The 18,551-nt window shown below is 54.1% G+C and carries 16 protein-coding genes; 4 read left to right on the forward strand and 12 right to left on the reverse strand.

Annotated elements, in window-relative coordinates:
- Window position 1: 1 nt before the first annotated feature.
- The 4 genes from K6123_RS11915 to K6123_RS11930 all read right to left on the reverse strand — a co-directional run bounded on the left by K6123_RS11915 (window position 2) and on the right by K6123_RS11930 (window position 5,154).
- Window positions 2-802: a Na(+)-translocating NADH-quinone reductase subunit C gene (locus K6123_RS11915; protein ID WP_221797985.1), complete on the reverse strand. Its 801-nt coding sequence runs from the start codon at window positions 800-802 to the stop codon at window positions 2-4.
- Entirely contained in the window at window positions 792-2,003 is a 1,212-nt protein-coding gene (locus K6123_RS11920) for an NADH:ubiquinone reductase (Na(+)-transporting) subunit B (protein ID WP_221797987.1), read from the reverse strand. Before K6123_RS11920 ends, K6123_RS11915 begins: the two co-directional genes overlap by 11 nt.
- Window positions 2,004-2,005: 2 nt before the next feature.
- Window positions 2,006-3,340 carry a Na(+)-translocating NADH-quinone reductase subunit A gene (locus K6123_RS11925; protein ID WP_221797989.1) on the reverse strand — a complete coding sequence of 445 codons (1,335 nt, stop codon included), beginning with the start codon at window positions 3,338-3,340 and terminating at the stop codon, window positions 2,006-2,008.
- 365 nt (window positions 3,341-3,705) lie between these two features.
- The gene (locus K6123_RS11930) at window positions 3,706-5,154 is read right to left on the reverse strand and encodes a glyceraldehyde-3-phosphate dehydrogenase (RefSeq protein ID WP_221797991.1); all 1,449 of its coding nucleotides are present in this window, start codon (window positions 5,152-5,154) and stop codon (window positions 3,706-3,708) included.
- Between the two features lie 593 nt (window positions 5,155-5,747).
- On the opposite strand from K6123_RS11930, the gene mfd reads away from it, so the two are divergent.
- Together mfd and K6123_RS11940 are read left to right on the forward strand one after the other, a co-directional pair.
- The gene (gene mfd / locus K6123_RS11935) at window positions 5,748-9,215 is read left to right on the forward strand and encodes a transcription-repair coupling factor (protein ID WP_221797993.1); all 3,468 of its coding nucleotides are present in this window, start codon (window positions 5,748-5,750) and stop codon (window positions 9,213-9,215) included.
- A 2-nt stretch (window positions 9,216-9,217) separates the two neighbouring features.
- Window positions 9,218-10,132, forward strand: coding sequence for a CsiV family protein (locus tag K6123_RS11940; protein ID WP_221797994.1), 915 nt, complete (start codon window positions 9,218-9,220; stop codon window positions 10,130-10,132).
- 126 nt (window positions 10,133-10,258) lie between these two features.
- On the opposite strand, the gene K6123_RS11945 is transcribed toward K6123_RS11940, so the two are convergent.
- From K6123_RS11945 to K6123_RS11960, 4 genes are read right to left on the reverse strand one after another with little or no spacing between them, the layout of a single operon-like run.
- Entirely contained in the window at window positions 10,259-11,005 is a 747-nt protein-coding gene (locus tag K6123_RS11945) for an S-methyl-5'-thioinosine phosphorylase (protein WP_221797997.1), read from the reverse strand.
- 16 nt (window positions 11,006-11,021) lie between these two features.
- Window positions 11,022-12,074: a beta-N-acetylhexosaminidase gene (gene nagZ, locus K6123_RS11950; RefSeq protein WP_221797999.1), complete on the reverse strand. Its 1,053-nt coding sequence runs from the start codon at window positions 12,072-12,074 to the stop codon at window positions 11,022-11,024.
- Window positions 12,059-12,577, reverse strand: coding sequence for a L,D-transpeptidase (locus tag K6123_RS11955; RefSeq protein ID WP_221798001.1), 519 nt, complete (start codon window positions 12,575-12,577; stop codon window positions 12,059-12,061). The genes nagZ and K6123_RS11955 overlap by 16 nt, the downstream gene beginning before the upstream one ends.
- A 56-nt stretch (window positions 12,578-12,633) precedes the next feature.
- Complete coding sequence (locus tag K6123_RS11960; protein ID WP_221798003.1) at window positions 12,634-13,275, reverse strand: TetR/AcrR family transcriptional regulator; 642 nt, start codon at window positions 13,273-13,275, stop codon at window positions 12,634-12,636.
- Between the two features lie 287 nt (window positions 13,276-13,562).
- Between K6123_RS11960 and lexA the strand changes: the two genes are divergently transcribed.
- Window positions 13,563-14,165 carry a transcriptional repressor LexA gene (gene lexA, locus K6123_RS11965; protein WP_221798004.1) on the forward strand — a complete coding sequence of 201 codons (603 nt, stop codon included), beginning with the start codon at window positions 13,563-13,565 and terminating at the stop codon, window positions 14,163-14,165.
- A gap of 27 nt (window positions 14,166-14,192) precedes the next feature.
- Window positions 14,193-14,633 carry a SulA-like leucine-rich domain-containing protein gene (locus tag K6123_RS11970; RefSeq protein ID WP_221798006.1) on the forward strand — a complete coding sequence of 147 codons (441 nt, stop codon included), beginning with the start codon at window positions 14,193-14,195 and terminating at the stop codon, window positions 14,631-14,633.
- Between the two features lie 99 nt (window positions 14,634-14,732).
- Here the strand turns inward: K6123_RS11970 and K6123_RS11975 are convergent, their stop codons facing one another.
- From K6123_RS11975 to htpG, 4 genes are all read right to left on the reverse strand, one after another.
- The gene (locus tag K6123_RS11975) at window positions 14,733-14,981 is read right to left on the reverse strand and encodes a hypothetical protein (protein WP_221798009.1); all 249 of its coding nucleotides are present in this window, start codon (window positions 14,979-14,981) and stop codon (window positions 14,733-14,735) included.
- A 245-nt stretch (window positions 14,982-15,226) separates the two neighbouring features.
- Entirely contained in the window at window positions 15,227-15,694 is a 468-nt protein-coding gene (locus K6123_RS11980) for a DUF6586 family protein (RefSeq protein ID WP_221798011.1), read from the reverse strand.
- A gap of 3 nt (window positions 15,695-15,697) precedes the next feature.
- Window positions 15,698-16,273, reverse strand: coding sequence for a YfaZ family outer membrane protein (locus tag K6123_RS11985; protein ID WP_221798012.1), 576 nt, complete (start codon window positions 16,271-16,273; stop codon window positions 15,698-15,700).
- A 158-nt stretch (window positions 16,274-16,431) separates the two neighbouring features.
- Window positions 16,432-18,330 (reverse strand): molecular chaperone HtpG, encoded by a 1,899-nt coding sequence (htpG, locus tag K6123_RS11990; protein ID WP_221798014.1) that lies wholly within the window; start codon window positions 18,328-18,330, stop codon window positions 16,432-16,434.
- Window positions 18,331-18,551: the final 221 nt, after the last annotated feature.

The raw sequence follows: 18,551 nt of genomic DNA on the forward strand, positions 1-18,551 counted from the left end.
CTTATGCTCCCTGTGCTTTCAGGTTATCAATCAGCTTGCCGAAGCCGGTATCACCAACCCAGAAGCGAACCAGATTGTTCACACCACGGCTGGTCAGAGTTGCACCGGACAAACCATCGACCTGGTTCGGGTTACCTTCTTCAGCACCGCCTTTCACGACACTGATAGCAACCTGGCCCTTGTCATTGAATACGTGCTTGCCAACCCACAGTGATTTCCACTTCGGATTGTCAACTTCACCACCCAATCCAGGGGTTTCGGCATGGGAGTAGAAGCCCAGGCCAACGATGGTGTCCATGTCGCCTTGCAGCGCCAGGAAGCCATACAGGGTGGACCACAGACCATAACCATGCACTGGCAGAATGATCTTCTGGATGTTGTCACCATCAGCAACGATAAACACTGCGGCAAATTTCTCCAGACGCTTGATGCTGGCCGGATCTTCATCACTGCCCAGAGCGCGTGACAGCGCCGGAGTCTTGGAAGACTTCTTCTGATCGAAGTTGTCGACGGTCAGACCAGCGTCACGGATTTCCTTCAGCTCAGCGTCAGTAGCAAAGCGACCTTCAGCCAGATTCACAATGCGAGTCTGGATTTTGGACTTGAACTGTTCGGCAACTGACTTGCCTTGCTCATACAGACCAGCCGCCTGCAATACTGCAGCGCGCTTGTCGTTAGCCTTGTTTTCCTGTTGCTTGCTGCGCAAGCCCACCGCGGAGCCGGCAACAATGACCGAACACACCAGACACAGCAGGATCGCAACAATCAGGGTTTTCTGGATGCTGTCGTTATTAGCTGACACGTGCAATCCTCCGTTTGATGTTTGCCTGAACTACGAAGTGGTCGATCAGAGGTGCAAACAGGTTGGCGAACAGAATGGCCAGCATCATGCCTTCAGGGAAAGCAGGGTTAACCACACGAATCATCACCACCATGAAGCCGATCAAGGCACCAAAGACCCACTTGCCCTTGTTGGTCATGGACGCAGATACCGGATCGGTAGCCATAAAGACCATACCGAAGGCAAAACCGCCCAACACCAGGTGCCAGTACCATGGCAAGGCAAACATCGGATTGGTGTCAGAACCAATACCGTTCAGCAACAGCGAGAACGCCACCATGCCGACCATTACGCCAGCAACAATGCGCCAGGCTGCAATGTTCATGATCATCAGCACAGCGCCGCCGATCAGGATAGCCAGCGTGCTGGTTTCACCCATAGAACCCTGGATCGTACCCAGGAAAGCGTCCATCCAGGTGATACCACTGTTCAGAATACTGGTCACACCGCCTTCGGCCGCGCTACCCAGAGCAGTTGCACCGGTGAAACCATCAGCCGCAGTCCATACCGCGTTACCAGACATGGAAGCCGGGTAAGCGAAGAACAGAAAGGCACGACCTGCCAGAGCAGGGTTCAGGAAGTTCTTGCCGGTACCACCGAATACTTCCTTGCCGATGACCACACCGAAGGAAATACCCAGCGCCACTTGCCACAACGGAATGGTTGGCGGCAGCGTCAGCGCAAACAGAATCGAGGTAACAAAGAAGCCTTCGTTAACTTCGTGACGGCGAATGGTGGCAAACAGCACTTCCCAGAAACCACCCACGATAAAGGTAGTGGCATACACAGGCAGGAAGTAGGCAGCACCAAACACCAGGTTGTCCCACAGGCTTGCAGCATTGTGACCGGAACCACCCAGCAGGGCGATCAGCAGCTCACGCCAGCCTTCCAGTACAGTACCGTTACCAGCTGCGATGGCTTCGTTCGCCTGCAGACCGATGTTGTACATACCGAAGAACAGCGCCGGAAAAGTACAGGCCCACACAGTAATCATAATGCGCTTGAGGTCGATGCCGTCACGCACGTGAGCTGTGTTGTTGGTTACGTTTGGTGGCGAGTACAAGCCGGTATCAACGGCTTCGTACAGCGGGTACATCTTTTCGTACTTGCCGCCCTTTTCAAAGTGCGGAGCCAGATTGTCGAGAATAGAACGCAGACCCATGATTAACCCTCCGCCTCAATACGAGTGAGATTCTTGCGCAGGATTGGACCGTATTCGTACTTGCCCGGGCAAACAAAGCTGCACAGAGCGAGGTCTTCTTCATCCAGTTCCAGCGCGCCCAGGCTGACAGCTGATTCCATATCTTCAACAATCAGCGCCCGCAGCAGGTGCGTCGGCAGAATATCCAGCGGCATAACCCGTTCATAGGCACCAACCGGCACCATCGCACGCTCACTACCATTGGTAGAGGTGCTGAACGCAAAGGTCTTGTTCATCAGCTTGGACAAGTAAATTGGCATCACCGAGAAACGGTTGGCACCCGGGGTGAAATAATGCAGCAATGGACGCTCACGACCTTCGCGCAACACAGTCACCTGATTATGGAAGCGACCCAGGAAGGCTTCAGCACCTGCTGCAGTACGACCACCAAATACGGAGCCACTCACCACCCGGTTTTCAGCGTCAGCCAGTTCACCGGCACTCAGCTGGTCCAGGCTGGCACCCAACAGGGTACGGACGATACGAGGCTGCTTCACTTGTGGACCAGCCAGGGAAATTACGCGTTCGTTGTACAGTTTACCGGTCGTAAACAGAACACCAATTGCAATAACGTCCTGATAACCTACGGTCCATACAGTGCGGCTTTCACTGACAGGGAACAGGTAATGGATGTGGGTACCAGCCAGGCCTGCCGGGTGCACACCGGCAAACTCTTCGCTGGTCTCAACACCCGCAGATGGAATATTGGCACCAGCAGCCTTGCACACGAACAACTTGCCTTCAGTCAGGTTTTTCAGCACGGTCAGACCGTTCTTGAAAGCTTCTGCCTGCTCGGCAATCACCAACTCAGGGTTGGCTGCCAGTGGATTGGTATCCATGGCATTGACAAAGATCGCTGCTGGACGACTGTCCAGTGCTGGAACCTTTGAATAAGGACGGGTGCGCAGTGCTGTCCACAGACCGGAATCAACCAGATTCTGTTGCACATCAGCGGCAGACAGGGAGGAGAGTTTTGCAGCCGGGTAGCTTTCGAAGATGATTTCTTCGTCGCCATCCACATCGATTACTACGGACAAAAACTTGCGGCGATCACCACGATTAACAGCCTGGACGATGCCTGCTGCTGGCGCGGTGTACTGAACGCCTTCGGTTTTTTTATCTGTAAATAGGACTTGCCCCTTCTTGACCCGATCACCTTCCCGAACAGCCATTGTCGGCTTCATGCCGACATAATCTCCGCCCAACAATGCCACTTGTGTAACACTCTTACCGGAAGAAATGGTTTGCTCAGGAGCTCCGGTGATAGGTAAGTCGAGACCTTTTTTAATTTTGATCATATGCCTCGCCTAATCACATGGGTACCAGAATGCCGTCCCATACAAAAAGACACGCGACCGCCCCGATACTGCCAAACAGCTCGGACTTTGCCCGTGTTCCCCGTGTTTTGTTATGGGAAACAAGCACTTGGATACTCGTTTGCTAAGTTTACTAAGTTAAAAACGGCGCTAAGTATAGAGGTGCGAGACCGAATAATCTAGCGGCCATGCGGTTTCGGAAGACATACTTCTGAAGTAACTCTGTATGCCAAAACGGCATATAAAGCCTGGAATTAATCGGGAGTGCCGAAGTAAACACTCCCGATTATTGCGTTACATTCAATTACCGGGAAGCAACCGTATACAACGCAAGCAAGTTCGAAAACTTACTTCTTAACAGGGTAAGTCGGGTATTCAACGCCACACAGCTGGTGCGCAATACGAACAACCTGACGGCTGTAACCGTATTCGTTATCGTACCAAACGTAGAGGTTAACATGCTCGCCGTTTACGATTGTTGCCTTGGCATCAACAATACCGGCATGGCTGTTACCAACAAAGTCGGTAGAAACCACTTCTGGGCTGTTCACCCAGTCGATCTGACGGGCAACATCAGAGTTCAGGGAAACATCACGCAGATAGTCATTCACTTCCTCAACAGACACTTCGCGAGACAGATTCAGAGACAGAATCGCCATCGAAACGTTTGGAGTAGGAACACGAATGGCGTTACCGGTCAGCTTGCCCTTCAGTTCTGGCAGCGCCTTGGCGACCGCTTTGGCAGCACCAGTCTCGGTGATAACCATGTTCAGCGGCGCAGAACGACCACGACGATCACCACTATGGTAGTTATCGATCAGGTTCTGGTCGTTGGTGTAGGAGTGAACGGTTTCAACGTGACCACTCTTGATGCCGAACTGATCGTTCATCACTTTCAGCACTGGAGTAATGGCATTGGTGGTACAGGAAGCTGCAGACAGAATTTTGTCAGCAACATCGATATCACCGTGGTTGATACCATAAACGATGTTCTTGATATCACCCTTGCCTGGTGCAGTCAGCAGCACACGAGCAACGCCCTTGCTCTGCAGGTGCTGGGCCAAACCATCTTCATCACGCCACACACCGGTGTTATCGATCACCAGCGCATTGTTGATGCCGTACTGGGTGTAATCGATTTCAGCCGGGTTGTTGGCGTAAATGATCTTGATGTAGTTACCGTTGGCGATCAGCGCCTCGTTTTCTTCATCAATGGTCAGGGTGCCACGGAAAGTACCGTGTACAGAGTCACGACGCAGCAGGCTGGCACGTTTCTCCAGGTCAGCGCCCTTGCCACGGCGAACCACGATGGCACGCAGGTTCAGTGCTTTGCCAGCACCGGATTTTTCGATCAGGATGCGAGCCAGCAGACGACCGATACGGCCAAAGCCGTACAGTACCACGTCGCGGTTCTCGCCAAAGTTTTCTGGCTGACCGATGGCATCGCCCAGCTCGTCGATAACGAACTGACGCAATTCACGGCCATTGCCTTCCTGGGCAAATTTTACTGCCAGACGACCGATATCAACGTGAATGCTGTTTACTTCCAGCTCAGCCAGCACACCCAGAATCGGGAATGTGTCCTGCACAGAAATCTCTTGCTTCACGATATGACGAACAAAGCGATGCGCCTTGAGAATGTCGATAACGGAACGATTGATAATTGCACGGCCGTACACAGAGGTAATTACGTTGCGGTTGCGGTACAGGGAACCGATCGCAGGAATCATGGATTCAGCGATGGCTTCGCGTTCTGTCCACTCTTGCAAGCAGGTATCGCGCATATCTTGGGTCACGGGCAAACCTTCCATAAAAAAGCTGTTGGTCACAGGGGTGCGGATTATGCACAGACTGAATGCGGATCACAAATTTGTGGAATTGCAAGCAAGCTGGTAATAAATCCACCAGCCTCTGGTCAAAATGTAAGAAACATTACTGAAACACAATATCCCGTCAGATTGTTCCACTCGCCGCCAGCCGCCCTTTCTCATCCGCCACCAATCGCGCCACTCATCCCGCCAATTCACCCGCAACAGCAACAAGACCGGGCAAAATCGGGCCACACCAGCCAGGAACCACCCCGAAACAAGCCCCGCAAGCTTGTAAATTTCCAACCTTTCACCAGTGAATGATAGAAAATTTACCGTCAATAGCCCTCCGGCATCCCCCTCATCAGCGGATTTTCTATTCTATTTCATCCACTAAAGTCATAAAAAAAGTAACTTTTTCGCCATCCACTCCACAAAATTTTGACAAAGATGTCAGGCTGATAAGCCAAGATGCCGACTAGCAGCACTCTCCCACGAGACTTACTGGCAAAGTGGCTGTGACAGCCTTTCATGCATTGATTACACTAGCCCGCCCAAATTCGTAGCATCAGGGAAACCCCATGAGTCAGCAGGCAAGCCAACTAGTATCTTCCGATCTGCCCAGCCGGGCCGCTGAAAGACGATTCTGGGGCAACCTGCAAGGTGCCAGCCGCAGCCTGGCGATTGCCGAAGCCGCCCGCCAACATGCCGGGCTGACCCTGATCATTACCACCGACACCGCCAGCGCACTGCAGATTGAGGAAGAACTCGGCTTTTTCGCCAGCAACAGCAAGCTGATGTTGTTTCCGGACTGGGAAACCCTGCCCTACGACGTGTTTTCGCCGCATCAGGATATTATCTCCCAGCGTATCGCCACCCTCAGCCAGCTGCATGGCAGTCGTGACGGTATCCTGATCATTCCGATCGGTACCTTGCTGCAAAAATTGCCACCACAGGGGTTTTACAGTGGCCAGAGTTTTGTACTCGACATCGGCCAGACCTTCGACGTCGACAAAACCCGCGTCCAGCTTGAAGCAGCGGGTTACCACTGCGTTGATACCGTTTACGAACACGGTGAATTTGCCGTCCGCGGCGCCATTGTTGATATTTTTCCAATGGGCCAGCCCCAGCCGTTCCGGATCGACCTGTTTGATGACGAAATCGAAACCCTGCGAACCTTTGACCCGGACAGTCAGCGCACCCTCGACAAGATCGACAGCATTCGCATCCTGCCCGCACGTGAATTTCCGCTGACCACCACCGCCATCAAGCTGTTCAAAAACCGCTGGTTTGATTTTTTCGAGCAAAATCCTAACGACTGTTCCATTTATATGGACATCACCCAGGGCATCGCCCCGGCCGGTATCGAATACTACCTGCCGCTGTTTTTCGCCGATGAGCTGGGCAGCTTTTTTGATCACCTTCCAGCTAACACTCTGGTGATTCATGACCAGGCGATTGAAACGGCCGCTAGCCAATTCCGACTCGACGTCGAACAGCGTTACGAAAGTCGCCGCCATGACCGTACCCGCCCATTGCTGGCTCCAGCCGAACTGTTTCTGGCGCAGGATCAGCTGTTCAGCAAGCTGAATGAATACCCTCGCATTCAATGGCATGACGACGACTTACCGAAACGTACCGGTTCAGTGCGCTTTGATACCGCCAAACTGCCTGACATCAGCGTTGACTCCCGCCTTGAACAGCCATTACAGCGACTGCAGATCTGGCTGCAAAACAACGATCAATGCAGGGTGGTCTTTTGTGCGGAATCCGCAGGCCGTCGTGAAGCCCTGAAAGAATTGTTGGGGCGCATCAAGCTGAGCCCCAAAGAGCTCAGCAACTGGCAGGAAATCACCGACAACCAGCCACGCCTGAGCCTGACCATAGCACCTCTGTCGCAAGGCGTACTGATCAGCGGCCAACCAGATCTGGCACTGATTACCGAAAATGAATTGTTTGGTCAGCGGATTCGCCAGACCCGCCGCCGTAATCGCCAGAAAACCGATGCCGACAACGTTATCCGCGACCTCACCGAGCTGAAAGAAGGCTCACCGGTTGTTCACCTCGACCACGGCATCGGCCGTTATATGGGGCTGCAGGCACTTGATGCAGGCGGTCAGACCAACGAATTTCTGGTGCTGGAATATCAGGGCAACAGCAAGCTGTATGTACCGGTTTCGTCACTGCATCTGATTGCCCGCTACGGCGGTGCCGAAGACGGCGCCGTACCAATCAGCAAACTGGGCACCGACAAGTGGGAGCAGGCAAAACGCAAGGCGGCTGAAAAAATCCGCGACACGGCTGCCGAACTGCTCGACATCTACGCCCGTCGCGAAGCCCGTAAAGGCTTTGCTTTCGACGGCCCGGACGAAGAATACCAGCGCTTTGCGGCGGGTTTCCCCTACGAGGAAACCCCGGATCAGCAAGCCGCTATCGACGCTGTCATTGATGACATGTGTTCGCCGCGTCCGATGGACCGGCTGGTTTGTGGCGACGTCGGCTTCGGTAAAACCGAAGTCGCCATGCGGGCCGCCTTTATTGCCGTACAGAGCGGCAAACAGGTCGCCGTACTGGTCCCCACTACCCTGTTGGCGCAGCAGCATTACCAGAACTTCGCTGACCGTTTTGCCGAATGGCCGGTCAAGGTTGACGTGCTGTCACGCTTCAAGTCGGCCAAGGAAACCCAGCTGGCACTGGACCGCATGATCGAAGGCAAAACCGACATCGTCGTCGGCACCCACAAGCTGCTGCAAAAAGATGTGAAGTTTGAACATCTGGGCCTGCTGATCATCGACGAAGAACACAGATTTGGTGTCCAGCAGAAAGAACGCATCAAGTCGCTGCGGGCCGAAGTCGATATTCTGACCCTTACCGCCACGCCAATTCCGCGCACGCTCAACATGGCGATGGCCAGCATCCGTGACCTGTCGATTATTGCCACCCCACCAGCCAAACGCCTGAGTGTGAAAACCTTTGTACGCCAGTACGACGACACCGCGATCAAGGAAGCCGTACTGCGAGAAATTCTCCGTGGCGGCCAGGTTTATTACCTCCACAACGAAGTCAAGTCGATTGAAAAGACTGCTCGCGAGCTGGATGAACTGGTGCCGGAGGCCCGCGTCGTTGCTGCTCACGGTCAGATGTCCGAGCGCGAACTTGAAAGCGTGATGAGTGATTTCTACCACAAACGCTTCAACGTGCTGGTGTGTACCACCATTATTGAAACCGGTATCGATATTCCGTCGGCTAACACCATCATTATTGAACGTGCCGACAAGTTTGGTTTGGCCCAGCTGCACCAGCTGCGTGGCCGGGTTGGCCGTTCGCACCACCAGGCCTATGCCTACCTGCTGACACCGCCACCCAAAACCATGACCAAGGATGCCGAAAAGCGTCTCGACGCCATTTCGGCATCGCAGGACCTCGGCGCCGGTTTCATGCTCGCCACCCACGACCTCGAAATTCGTGGTGCCGGGGAATTGCTGGGCGACGAACAGAGCGGCCAGATCGAAACCATTGGCTTCACCCTGTATATGGAAATGCTCGATCAGGCGGTCAAGGCCATGCGTTCTGGCAAAATGCCTTCCGACAACCTGACGCCGCGCCAGACCGCCGACGTCAACCTGCATATGCCAGCACTGATTCCGGCCGATTATCTGCCGGACGTCAACAGCCGCCTGACGCTCTACAAACGCATGGCCAACTGCGACGATGACAACCAGCTGCGCGAACTGCAGGTCGAAATGATCGACCGCTTCGGACTACTGCCAGATCAGGTCAAAAACCTGTTCCGCCAGACCTCGCTGAAACTGAAACTCACGCCGATGGGCATTGCCAAACTGGATGCCGGAACCGAATCCGGCCGACTGGATTTCAGTTCCGAGACCAACATCAACCCATTCACCCTGGTGAAACTGGTACAAACCAAACCTGCCAGCTACAAGCTGGAAGGTGGCCACAGCTTGCGTTTCTATTTCAATATGGACACCATCGACCGCCGCTTTAACGTAATCGACCAGGTACTTACCGAATTGCAAAAGGAACTCTGACCGTGACGCTGTTTTTCCGCCCTCTGCTGGCAGTCGCAACAGGCCTGATGGCCTCCTCTGCACTGGCTGAAAACGCCTTGTTCGGCAACAACTGGTACGACGTTGAAATGATGCTGGTCGCCTATACCGACCTCGCCGATATCGACAACGAACACTGGGACAAGCTGCTGGCGCCAGAAGACTTGCCGGCAGCTGCAGTGTCTGACCCGCTGACGGGCAAATCCGCCCAGCCCAGTGCCGTTCAACAAGCCTATCGATTGCAGCAATGGCAGCAGAACTGGGCCCAACACCTGCCCTGGCCGGTAACTGCCAGCAATGGCTATTGGTCGCCACTGGCAGCCAACAGCCATCTGCGGATGCAACGGGAAGCCAGTCGTATTGATCCGCAGGGCGGCATGCGAGTGGTTTGGCATGAGCGCTGGATTGAACCGGTTCAGGCTCAGGCCGGCCAGCTAAAACATCCGATCAACCTGACCCTGGACGGTGAACCTGAAATTCAGATCAGCGGCTCTTTCAGCATTTATCTGAGTCGTTACCTGCACATCCACACCGACCTGGCAGTCCAGCATCTGAGCGCCAACCTGCCGCAAGAGCCGCTGCTGATGCCGGTTGCCGAAACCACAGATTCCCTGCTGGCCACTGCCATCGACACGACAGCTGCAATCAACCCTGTCGCAGAGCCAGTGACGGTGATCGAGCAGCCAGAACCACAGCCCGTGATGATCGATGGCCTGTACCCGGCACGCGCTGCTCACATTGTCATGAGTCGCCGTATGCGCAGCGGCGAACTGCATTACCTCGATCACCCAATGCTGGGTCTGGTGATTCGACTAACGCCTGTCGACATTCCAGAGCCGGCTCCAGCACCAACTCCTGTTGCAGCACCGGCAGCTGCGACAACCAGCCCGGCTCAATAACAATCGCGCGTCTGATCCAGGCACTGGCAGATAAAACGATAGAAAAACAAAGGCCCGGAGTTTTTCCGGGCCTTTGTTTTTTGCCAGCCTACAAGCCTGAACTATTGTCACCTGGACCAGCCGCTATCACACAGCAGGCAAAGCCGCCTCAATCAGATCCCGCACCTGTCCCATACCGGCATCCAGCACCCGCTGAATGTCTTCCATGGTAATCACAGCGTCGCTGCGACCAGCGGCCGGGTTCACCACCAGACACACACTGGCATAAGGAATACCCAGCTCCCGGGCCAGCACAGCTTCCGGCATGCTGGTCATACCCACAACGTCACAACCAATACGTTCGAGATAGTCAATCTCCGCAGTGGTTTCCAGCCGCGGCCCCTGAGTCACGGCGACCACACCAAAGTCAGACACCGGCAACTGCAGCTTTGCAGCCGCACCCAGCAAATGCTGGCGAATATCAGCATCAAATGGATCGGTGAAGTCGATGTGCTCCAGTGGTTTGTAGCTGCCATCAAAATAGGTGCTTTCACGACCCCAGGTCAGATCCACCAGCTGGTGCGGGATCACAATCGCACCAGCGTCCATATCAGCATGAATACCGCCGACGGCGTTGACGGCAATAATTGCGTCAGCACCCAATTCCTGCAAAGCCAGCAGGTTGGCGCGGTAATTTACCTTGTGCGGCGGCAAGGCATGAGGATGACCATGACGTGCCATAAACAGCACCTCACAGCCATTCCATGTACCCTGCTGAACACTACTGGACGGTGTTCCCAGTACTGTGTTCACGTCGTGAACCTGGGTAATTTGAGGGCCTTCCAGACGAGTCAGACCCGTACCACCAATAATGCCAATGCGTTTTGTCGGCATGAAATCTCCGAATAAGCTAGTCAATCAAATCAATATTGCGCAGCTGTTGCTGCAAATGCTGTTGGCGCTGTTGCCCGTTATCCATAGCCTGAGAGTTCAACGACAGCCGCCAGCCACTCAGGTCCAGCAGTTCAGCGCCCTGTTGCAGCAAGCGCTCAACCTGCTGCAAGACTTCCAGCTCGCCTTCAGGAAGGTTACAAACCACCAGCGCGTTGCATCCCGCCGCCATGGCCAGCAGCGCCCGCTCGGCATAACTGCCGGCTGCCGCCGCCCCCTGCATGGTCAGATCATCACTGAACACCACACCATCAAAACCCAGCTGCTGGCGCAGCAGCTGCATCCAACGCGGCGAAAATCCTGCGGTACGTTCGGAATCAAAGGCTGGATAAACCACATGCGCAGGCATCACACCGTCGAGCAAGCCTTGCTGATTCAAGCTGCGGAACGGCCGCATATCATAGTCCAGCTGTGCCAGGTTACGGTGATCAACCGGCAATTCGAGATGGGAGTCCGCTTCGACAGCACCGTGCCCCGGAAAATGTTTGCCGACGGCTTTCATACCCACGGCGTGCATACCACCAATAAAACAACCGGCCAACGCGGTCACGACTGCGGCATCAAAACCAAAAGAACGATCACCAATCACTTTTGAACAGCCGCGCTCGATATCCAGTACCGGGGCAAAGCTGACATCAACGCCAGCCAGTGCCAACTCCAGCGCCATCAACTCACCGAGCCAGCCAGCAGCCTGACGAGCTTGTTGCGGCTGCCGAGCGAATAACTCCCCCAACCGCCCCATCGCTGGCAGTCGGGTAAAACCCTCGCGAAAGCGCTGTACGCGGCCACCTTCCTGATCGACAAACACCGGCAAGCCCGGTCGCACCTTACGCACATCCGCCAGCAGCTGTTGAAGCTGCTGAGGATTCTGATAATTGCGGCCAAACAAAATCAAACCCGTCAGCGCTGGCGACTGTAATACCGGCAGATCGGCTTCCAGCAACTGCGGGCCAATCAAATCAGCAATGACGCCAACCGGCTGTGACGGCAATGCAGTTACAACTGACGACATGGGATCCTCGAAAAACTGTGCTGCTGAATCCACACAGGTGTTTTTGCCGGCACCTGTTCAAACAGGGCCAACAAATCACTGTTACGCATCCGAATACAGCCATGCGACAGTGGCTTGCCCATGGGTTCAGAATCCGGCGTGCCATGGATATAGATATAACGCCGCATGGAATCAACCCCTCCCATCCGGTTACGACCGACTTCGAGCCCCTGCAACCAGAGGATGCGCGAAAGAATCCAGTCGCGCTGCGGAAACGCCTGCGCCAGCTGATCGGAATAAATTTCGCCGGTAAAACGACGACCAACAAACACCGAACCGAGCGGCAGGCCTTCACCAATACGGGCAACCACCCGATGCCAGCCAATCGGCGTCTTGCCCGAGCCCTGCTGCTCACCCGCGCCATTCAGCGCCGTGGAAACCGGATAAAGCGTGCAGCTGGTCGGCGTTTTCAGACGCAACGCCTGATCCGCAATCGACACCTCGATCAAAACCTCAGCATCCATGCTGCGACACCTTGCAACTATTCATACATGTGATTTTTCATAAATAAGGGAAGCAATCAGCCCTGATGGGGCGCCTGAAAACCGCTCGACAGGAAAGGCACCAGACGATCAATGACGCCTTCAATGCCAGTAGAAACACCCAGATCATGCTCGGCCATTGCCGTCAGCGATTCAACACCGGAAAGCGTAAAGACCGTTGCACCCAGCATAAAGTGGATACGCCAGAAACGCTCCTGATCATCCAGCTCGGGGGACGCCGCTGTCACCAGCGACATAAAACGGGCAAACACCGCACCGTATTCCTTACGCAGAAACTTGCGCAAATGGCCCTGTTCCTGCGAATAGGCCAACCCCAACAGCCGCATGAAAATACCGACCCGACGCGGATTACCCTTACCCGCCGCCAACGAATTCTCCGCCAGCAGCCGCAGCAAGTCAGCCAGTTGTGGCGTTTGATCACCCAGACGTGCTTCAAATTCCTCCAGGGAGCCATCCAGATCTGCGCAGAACGGCGTCAGGAAACGGGCAAATACCGCCTGAATAAGCTCTTTCTTGGAACCAAAGTGATAATTCACCGCCGCCAGGTTAACACTGGCCTTACTGGTGATGTTACGCAGTGAGGTCTCGGCAAATCCACGTTCCGAGAATAATTCCTCTGCTGCGTTAAGAATCGATTTGGCGGTATCTTTTTGTGCCATGGCTCATTCCGTCCGCTACTTTTCAAATGTTTGAAACATACGTTTCAAACAGCGAAAGGGCAATATCAGGAACAGAATTATGCCAAAAAGTATCAAAATTTAAGCCTTTTCAGCGCCGCAAGAAAAACCGTTTCAAACGCACTGAAAACACCAGCCAAACACAATCAGGGATATTGTCGAGATCACCGAAACAGACATGGAGAAAAATAAAACACTGTGGGTTTACACAGTATTTAATACTGTATATATTCACACCCACTGTACAGATAAACAGATATGGATAGAAGATGATCAAGCTCACAGCAAGACAGCAGCAGGTTCTCAACCTGATTCGCTCGGCACTGGAAGCCACCGGCTTCCCGCCTACTCGCGCAGAAATTGCCAAAGAGCTTGGCTTCAAGTCGCCCAATGCCGCCGAAGAACACCTGAAGGCACTGGCGCGTAAAGGTGCTATCGAAATCATGCCGGGCGCCTCCCGTGGCATCCGTATTCTGCTGGAACCGCAAACCGGCCTGCCGATTGTCGGCCGGGTTGCTGCCGGTAGCCCAATCCTTGCAGAGGAACACATCGAGGATTATTGCGACCTGCCTGCCAGCTTCTTCAAACCGGATGCCGATTACCTGTTGGAAGTACACGGCGACAGTATGAAAAACATCGGCATCATGGATGGCGACCTGATCGCCGTGCACAAATGCGATACCGCCCGTAACGGCCAGATAGTGGTTGCCCGGGTCGAAAATGAAGTAACAGTGAAACGGCTCGAGAAAAACCGCAACAAGGTTTTGCTGCACGCCGAAAACGAACAGTACGCGCCAATTGAAATCGATTTGCGCGAGCAGGAATTCAATATCGAAGGATTGTACGTCGGCGTTTTGCGTCGTACCCACTAACCAGAATGCTTTGTTGAGGTGAGCCCCATGCGTCAGCTTAGTTTGCAAGTCGATCAGCCAGCCCTGCCCTTAAGCAGCAGGATTGAGAGCAGCCGGGTCAACCGCCCGGCTCAATCCCAGGGCAGCCTGACCGAAGTCATCGTCAGTGATAACAGTGCAATTCAACCACTGCACTTGCTACCCATGCTGGCGCACTGCAATGCAAGCAAACGCTGGTTAATGTGGCTCAGCCCCAACCGCACACTCAACAAACGCTGGCTGGAAAGCATGGCGCTGCAAAAAGCACCGGTGGTGCATATCGATCTTTGCGCTGATACCCAGCAACAGCTGTGTCAACGCATCCTGGAGCAAGGCAACAGCCATCTGATTATCGAATGGCAAGGCAAGGTTGACCCAACCAGCCGTAACCGCCTGCGTAAACTGGCGCACGAGTCGGGCAGCCATGTCGTCCTGGTGCATCGCGGCTGACACCGAACAACCAGAACAGCCAACCAGCAGACATAAAAAAAGCAGCCCATGGCTGCTTTTTTGTTGGCCTGGCGAGATGCATCCCGCACACAAGCCGGCTCAGTGAACCCGGTAACTCGGCTCGGTCGGCTCAAAGTCTTCGGAATCCATTTCAAAGCCAGACAACTCACTGACCATGCGCACACCGGCCTCCAGCATTACGCGGGCCACATCAACATGGTGATCTATCAAACTGGCTTTGGCGTCTTCTGAAAAATGGATACGTACCAGAGCATCGCCATCCTCATCTACGCGACGAAGAGCAATATCACCGTTCGATAATTCTACAATCTCAAAGAATCGGGCCATACACGCCTCACACAAAATGGCCGGCGAGTTTATCACAACGAATTCCTGATAACTGCAGTTATTCGGGAACCTGGATAAAACCTTTTTTTCAGTGCCTGCCAAGATATAAGAATCTGTCTATCTACAATATGGGGGCGAGACCGACCGACTACAAGCCAGCCTGACAAGCCTGTTCGAATGAACAAACAAGATCGGAATATCAGAGAAACTGCCGCTGGATTACGGCAATTTCAATACTTGCTGCTTCAGCTTTCCCGGTGATTACCGCGCTGACGTTCTATCAACTGCTGCAACTGCCCTAACCAGTCGGTTACTGCAGGTTTGTCAGACGCTGAGGAACTGGCAATCAGTCCAGCCGGAGCAACTTCATGAACGACTGGCTGCTGCGGCCAGCCAGCTTCTGCAAAAGCCCGCTGCGCCTGTGCCAACCAGCTATAGGAATCCTCCTCCAGCTGGCGCAACTCAGACATATCACCGGTCACCAGTGAAGTCACTGCCAGCAGCTGCGACAAGCTTTCAACCCGCTCACGCAGATTGACCGCCCCCGCCAGCTCATTCAGATAACTCAGATAAGCAGACTGCAGCTGCTGCAGGGCGGCCTCTTCAAAGGCCGCCTGCAGTGGCTTGCTATCTGCCTGCTGACACTGTTGCAGCATCAGCTGGCTGAGATAAAGCCGGTGATTGGTTTGGGCAACCCAGTTAATGCTGGCCACGGATCAGAAATCCATGGTGACACCGAAGTGCCAGCCGTCGCCAATTTCAATACGGTCCCGCTTGCCTTCAACACGAATGCCGTTGTAACGGTAACCGGCAAAGATCCGGGCAGACGGAATCACAGCGTACTGGGCGCGCCAATCGGTGTTGAACATATTCTGGGTATCGCCAAAAGAGACAACTGGTGGTGCGTAATAGGCATAACCGGCAAAGCTGAAATCCGGATGGGTTGGCAGGTTGGCACGCAAGAAGCCGCCTACTCCCAACGCCGCACCCGTGTAGTCATCGGTGTCGTACAGGAACGCCTTGGCACCCACACCCACAAACAGGTTCTTGTTCTGGTTACGCAGATCAACCACATGCAGACCGGCACCCAGCATGTTGCCATCGTCCATATCATGCAGGCCAGACAGGTTGATGTGCAGGCCGGAAGAGGTCTGGGTAGCGTCATAGGCAATACGGACAGATTCATCTGCCAGACTCAGATCCAGTGCACCACCGGCATGAGCAACACCCACCAGGCCAGACATCATTGCGCCGGCAACTGCTGACTTCACCGCCAGAGCCATTTTGTTCATATCTATCTCCCAGAAACTTTTGGCAAATCGCGCCAGTAAAAATCCACGGGCGCATCATAGCAGCGCCCCGTACCACGTTAAACGGCCTTGCAAGGCTATCGTTTACATGAACGGGGCGCCGTGATCAGGTCCATGAATGGACCCGGATAAGACGAATCTTACTTCATCAGGTCCAGCAACAGTTTGTTCAGCTTGCTGACATATTCTGCCGGATTCTTCAGCTGGCTACCTTCGGCCAGTTGCGCCTGGGCATGAATCAGGCTGGCCAGCTCCTTGAAGCGGTCTTCATCCTGTTCCTGATCGAGACGTTCGATCAATGGGTGAGTCGGGTTCACTTCCAGCGTCACATCGGACTCTGGCATAGCCTGACCAGCCGCCTCCAGCATCCGGCGCATATGGCCACCCATATCGAACTGCCCCACCACCAGACAGGCTGGTGAATCAGTCAGACGGGAAGTCACACGAACAGTTTTGACGTCGGCCAGGGCTTGCTGCAGACGTTCAACCAGTGCCTTGTGGGTTTCCTGCAGCTCTTCCTGCTGCTGCTTCTCGGCTTCATCCGCCAGGTCGTTCAGATCCAGCTCACCCTTGGTCACATCCTGGAACGACTTGCCGTCGAACTCACTCAGGTGACCTACCATCCATTCATCCACCCGGTCAGTCAGCACCAGCACTTCAACGCCTTTCTTGCGGAAGTACTCCATATGCGGGCTGCCCAGCGCAGATTCGTAGCTTTCGGCAGTGATGTAATAAATCTTCTTCTGACCTTCCCGCATACGACCCACATAATCTTCCAGGCTGACGTTCTGGGCCTTGCCTTCGGATTTGGAGGTTGCGAAACGGAACAGCGAAGCGATTTTTTCCTTGTTGGCAAAATCTTCCGCCGGGCCTTCTTTCAGTACTTCACCAAACTCATTCCAGAACTGCTGATATTTTTCAGCATCGTTCTTGGCCAGTTTGCTGAGGGTATCCAGCACCCGCTTGACCAGCGCAGCACGCAGACTCTCAACCTGCTTGTCCTGCTGCAGAATTTCACGGGAAACGTTCAGTGACAGATCGTTGGAGTCCAGCACACCCTTCACAAAACGCAGGTACAGCGGCAGGAACTGTTCCGCCTCATCCATAATAAAGACGCGCTGTACGTACAGTTTCAGGCCACGGGCGCTGTCACGGTTCCACAGGTCAAACGGTGCCTTGGCCGGAATGTACAACAGACTGGTGTAGTCCAGCTTGCCTTCGACCTTGTTGTGCATCCAGGTCAGCGGTTCCTGCCAGTCGTGAGAAATGTGCTTGTAGAATTCCTGGTAGTCGGCATCGCTCAGCTCGGACTTGGAACGGGTCCACATCGCCTTGGCTTCGTTCACCGCTTCCGGCACTTTCTTGGCTTCGCCGTCATCATCGGTGGTCGACACTTCCTGTGGCAGATAAACCGGAATCGCAATATGGTCGGAATACTTCTTGATCAGCGAGCGCAAACGGTAGCTGTCGGCAAAATCTTCTTCACCGTCTTTCAGGTGCAGGGTGATGCGGGTGCCACGGTCAGCCTTGTCGATGCCTTCGATGGAGAAATCGCCTTCACCAGCGGATTCCCAACGCACACCGGCGTCAGCCGTTTCACCAGCACGACGGGTTTCAACCGTTACCTTGTCGGCAACGATAAATGCCGAATAGAAGCCCACACCAAACTGACCAATCAGCTGGGAGTCAGCTTTCTGATCGCCACTCAGCTTACTGAGGAATTCAGCCGTGCCTGACTTGGCAATGGTGCCCAGGTGATTGATAACGTCATCGCGATTCATACCAATACCATTGTCTTCAATGGTGAGGGTGCGAGCGTCTTTATCAAAATCAATGTGTACCGCCAGTTCGCTCTGGCCTTCGTACAGGGCATCGTTTTTTAATGCCTCAAACCGCAGTTTGTCGCAGGCGTCGGAAGCGTTGGATACCAGCTCCCGCAAGAAGATTTCCTTGTTGGAGTACAAGGAATGAATCATCAGATGCAGCAGCTGTTTGACTTCTGTTTTAAAGCCAAGTGTTTCTTTGCTGGCTACGGTCATGAGTTTCTCCTGTTAGCTGACGCATTCAAACCGGCGTCGTCGATGTTCATCTCATTGCGATGCTGAGAGCGGTACCTTGTCGCGGCCGCTCCAGCCGATGATGAGAAAATGGGGACGCTCTGTTCCATTTCAACCCGCGAACCAGCACTGAAAAGAATTTTTTTAGAATTCAGTGGTTTGGAGTTGCCCGAGTACGACCAGGCGAAAATTGCAGACTTGGC

This window comes from Oceanobacter mangrovi, assembly GCF_019740315.1.
Classification (GTDB): domain Bacteria; phylum Pseudomonadota; class Gammaproteobacteria; order Pseudomonadales; family Oceanobacteraceae; genus Oceanobacter; species Oceanobacter mangrovi.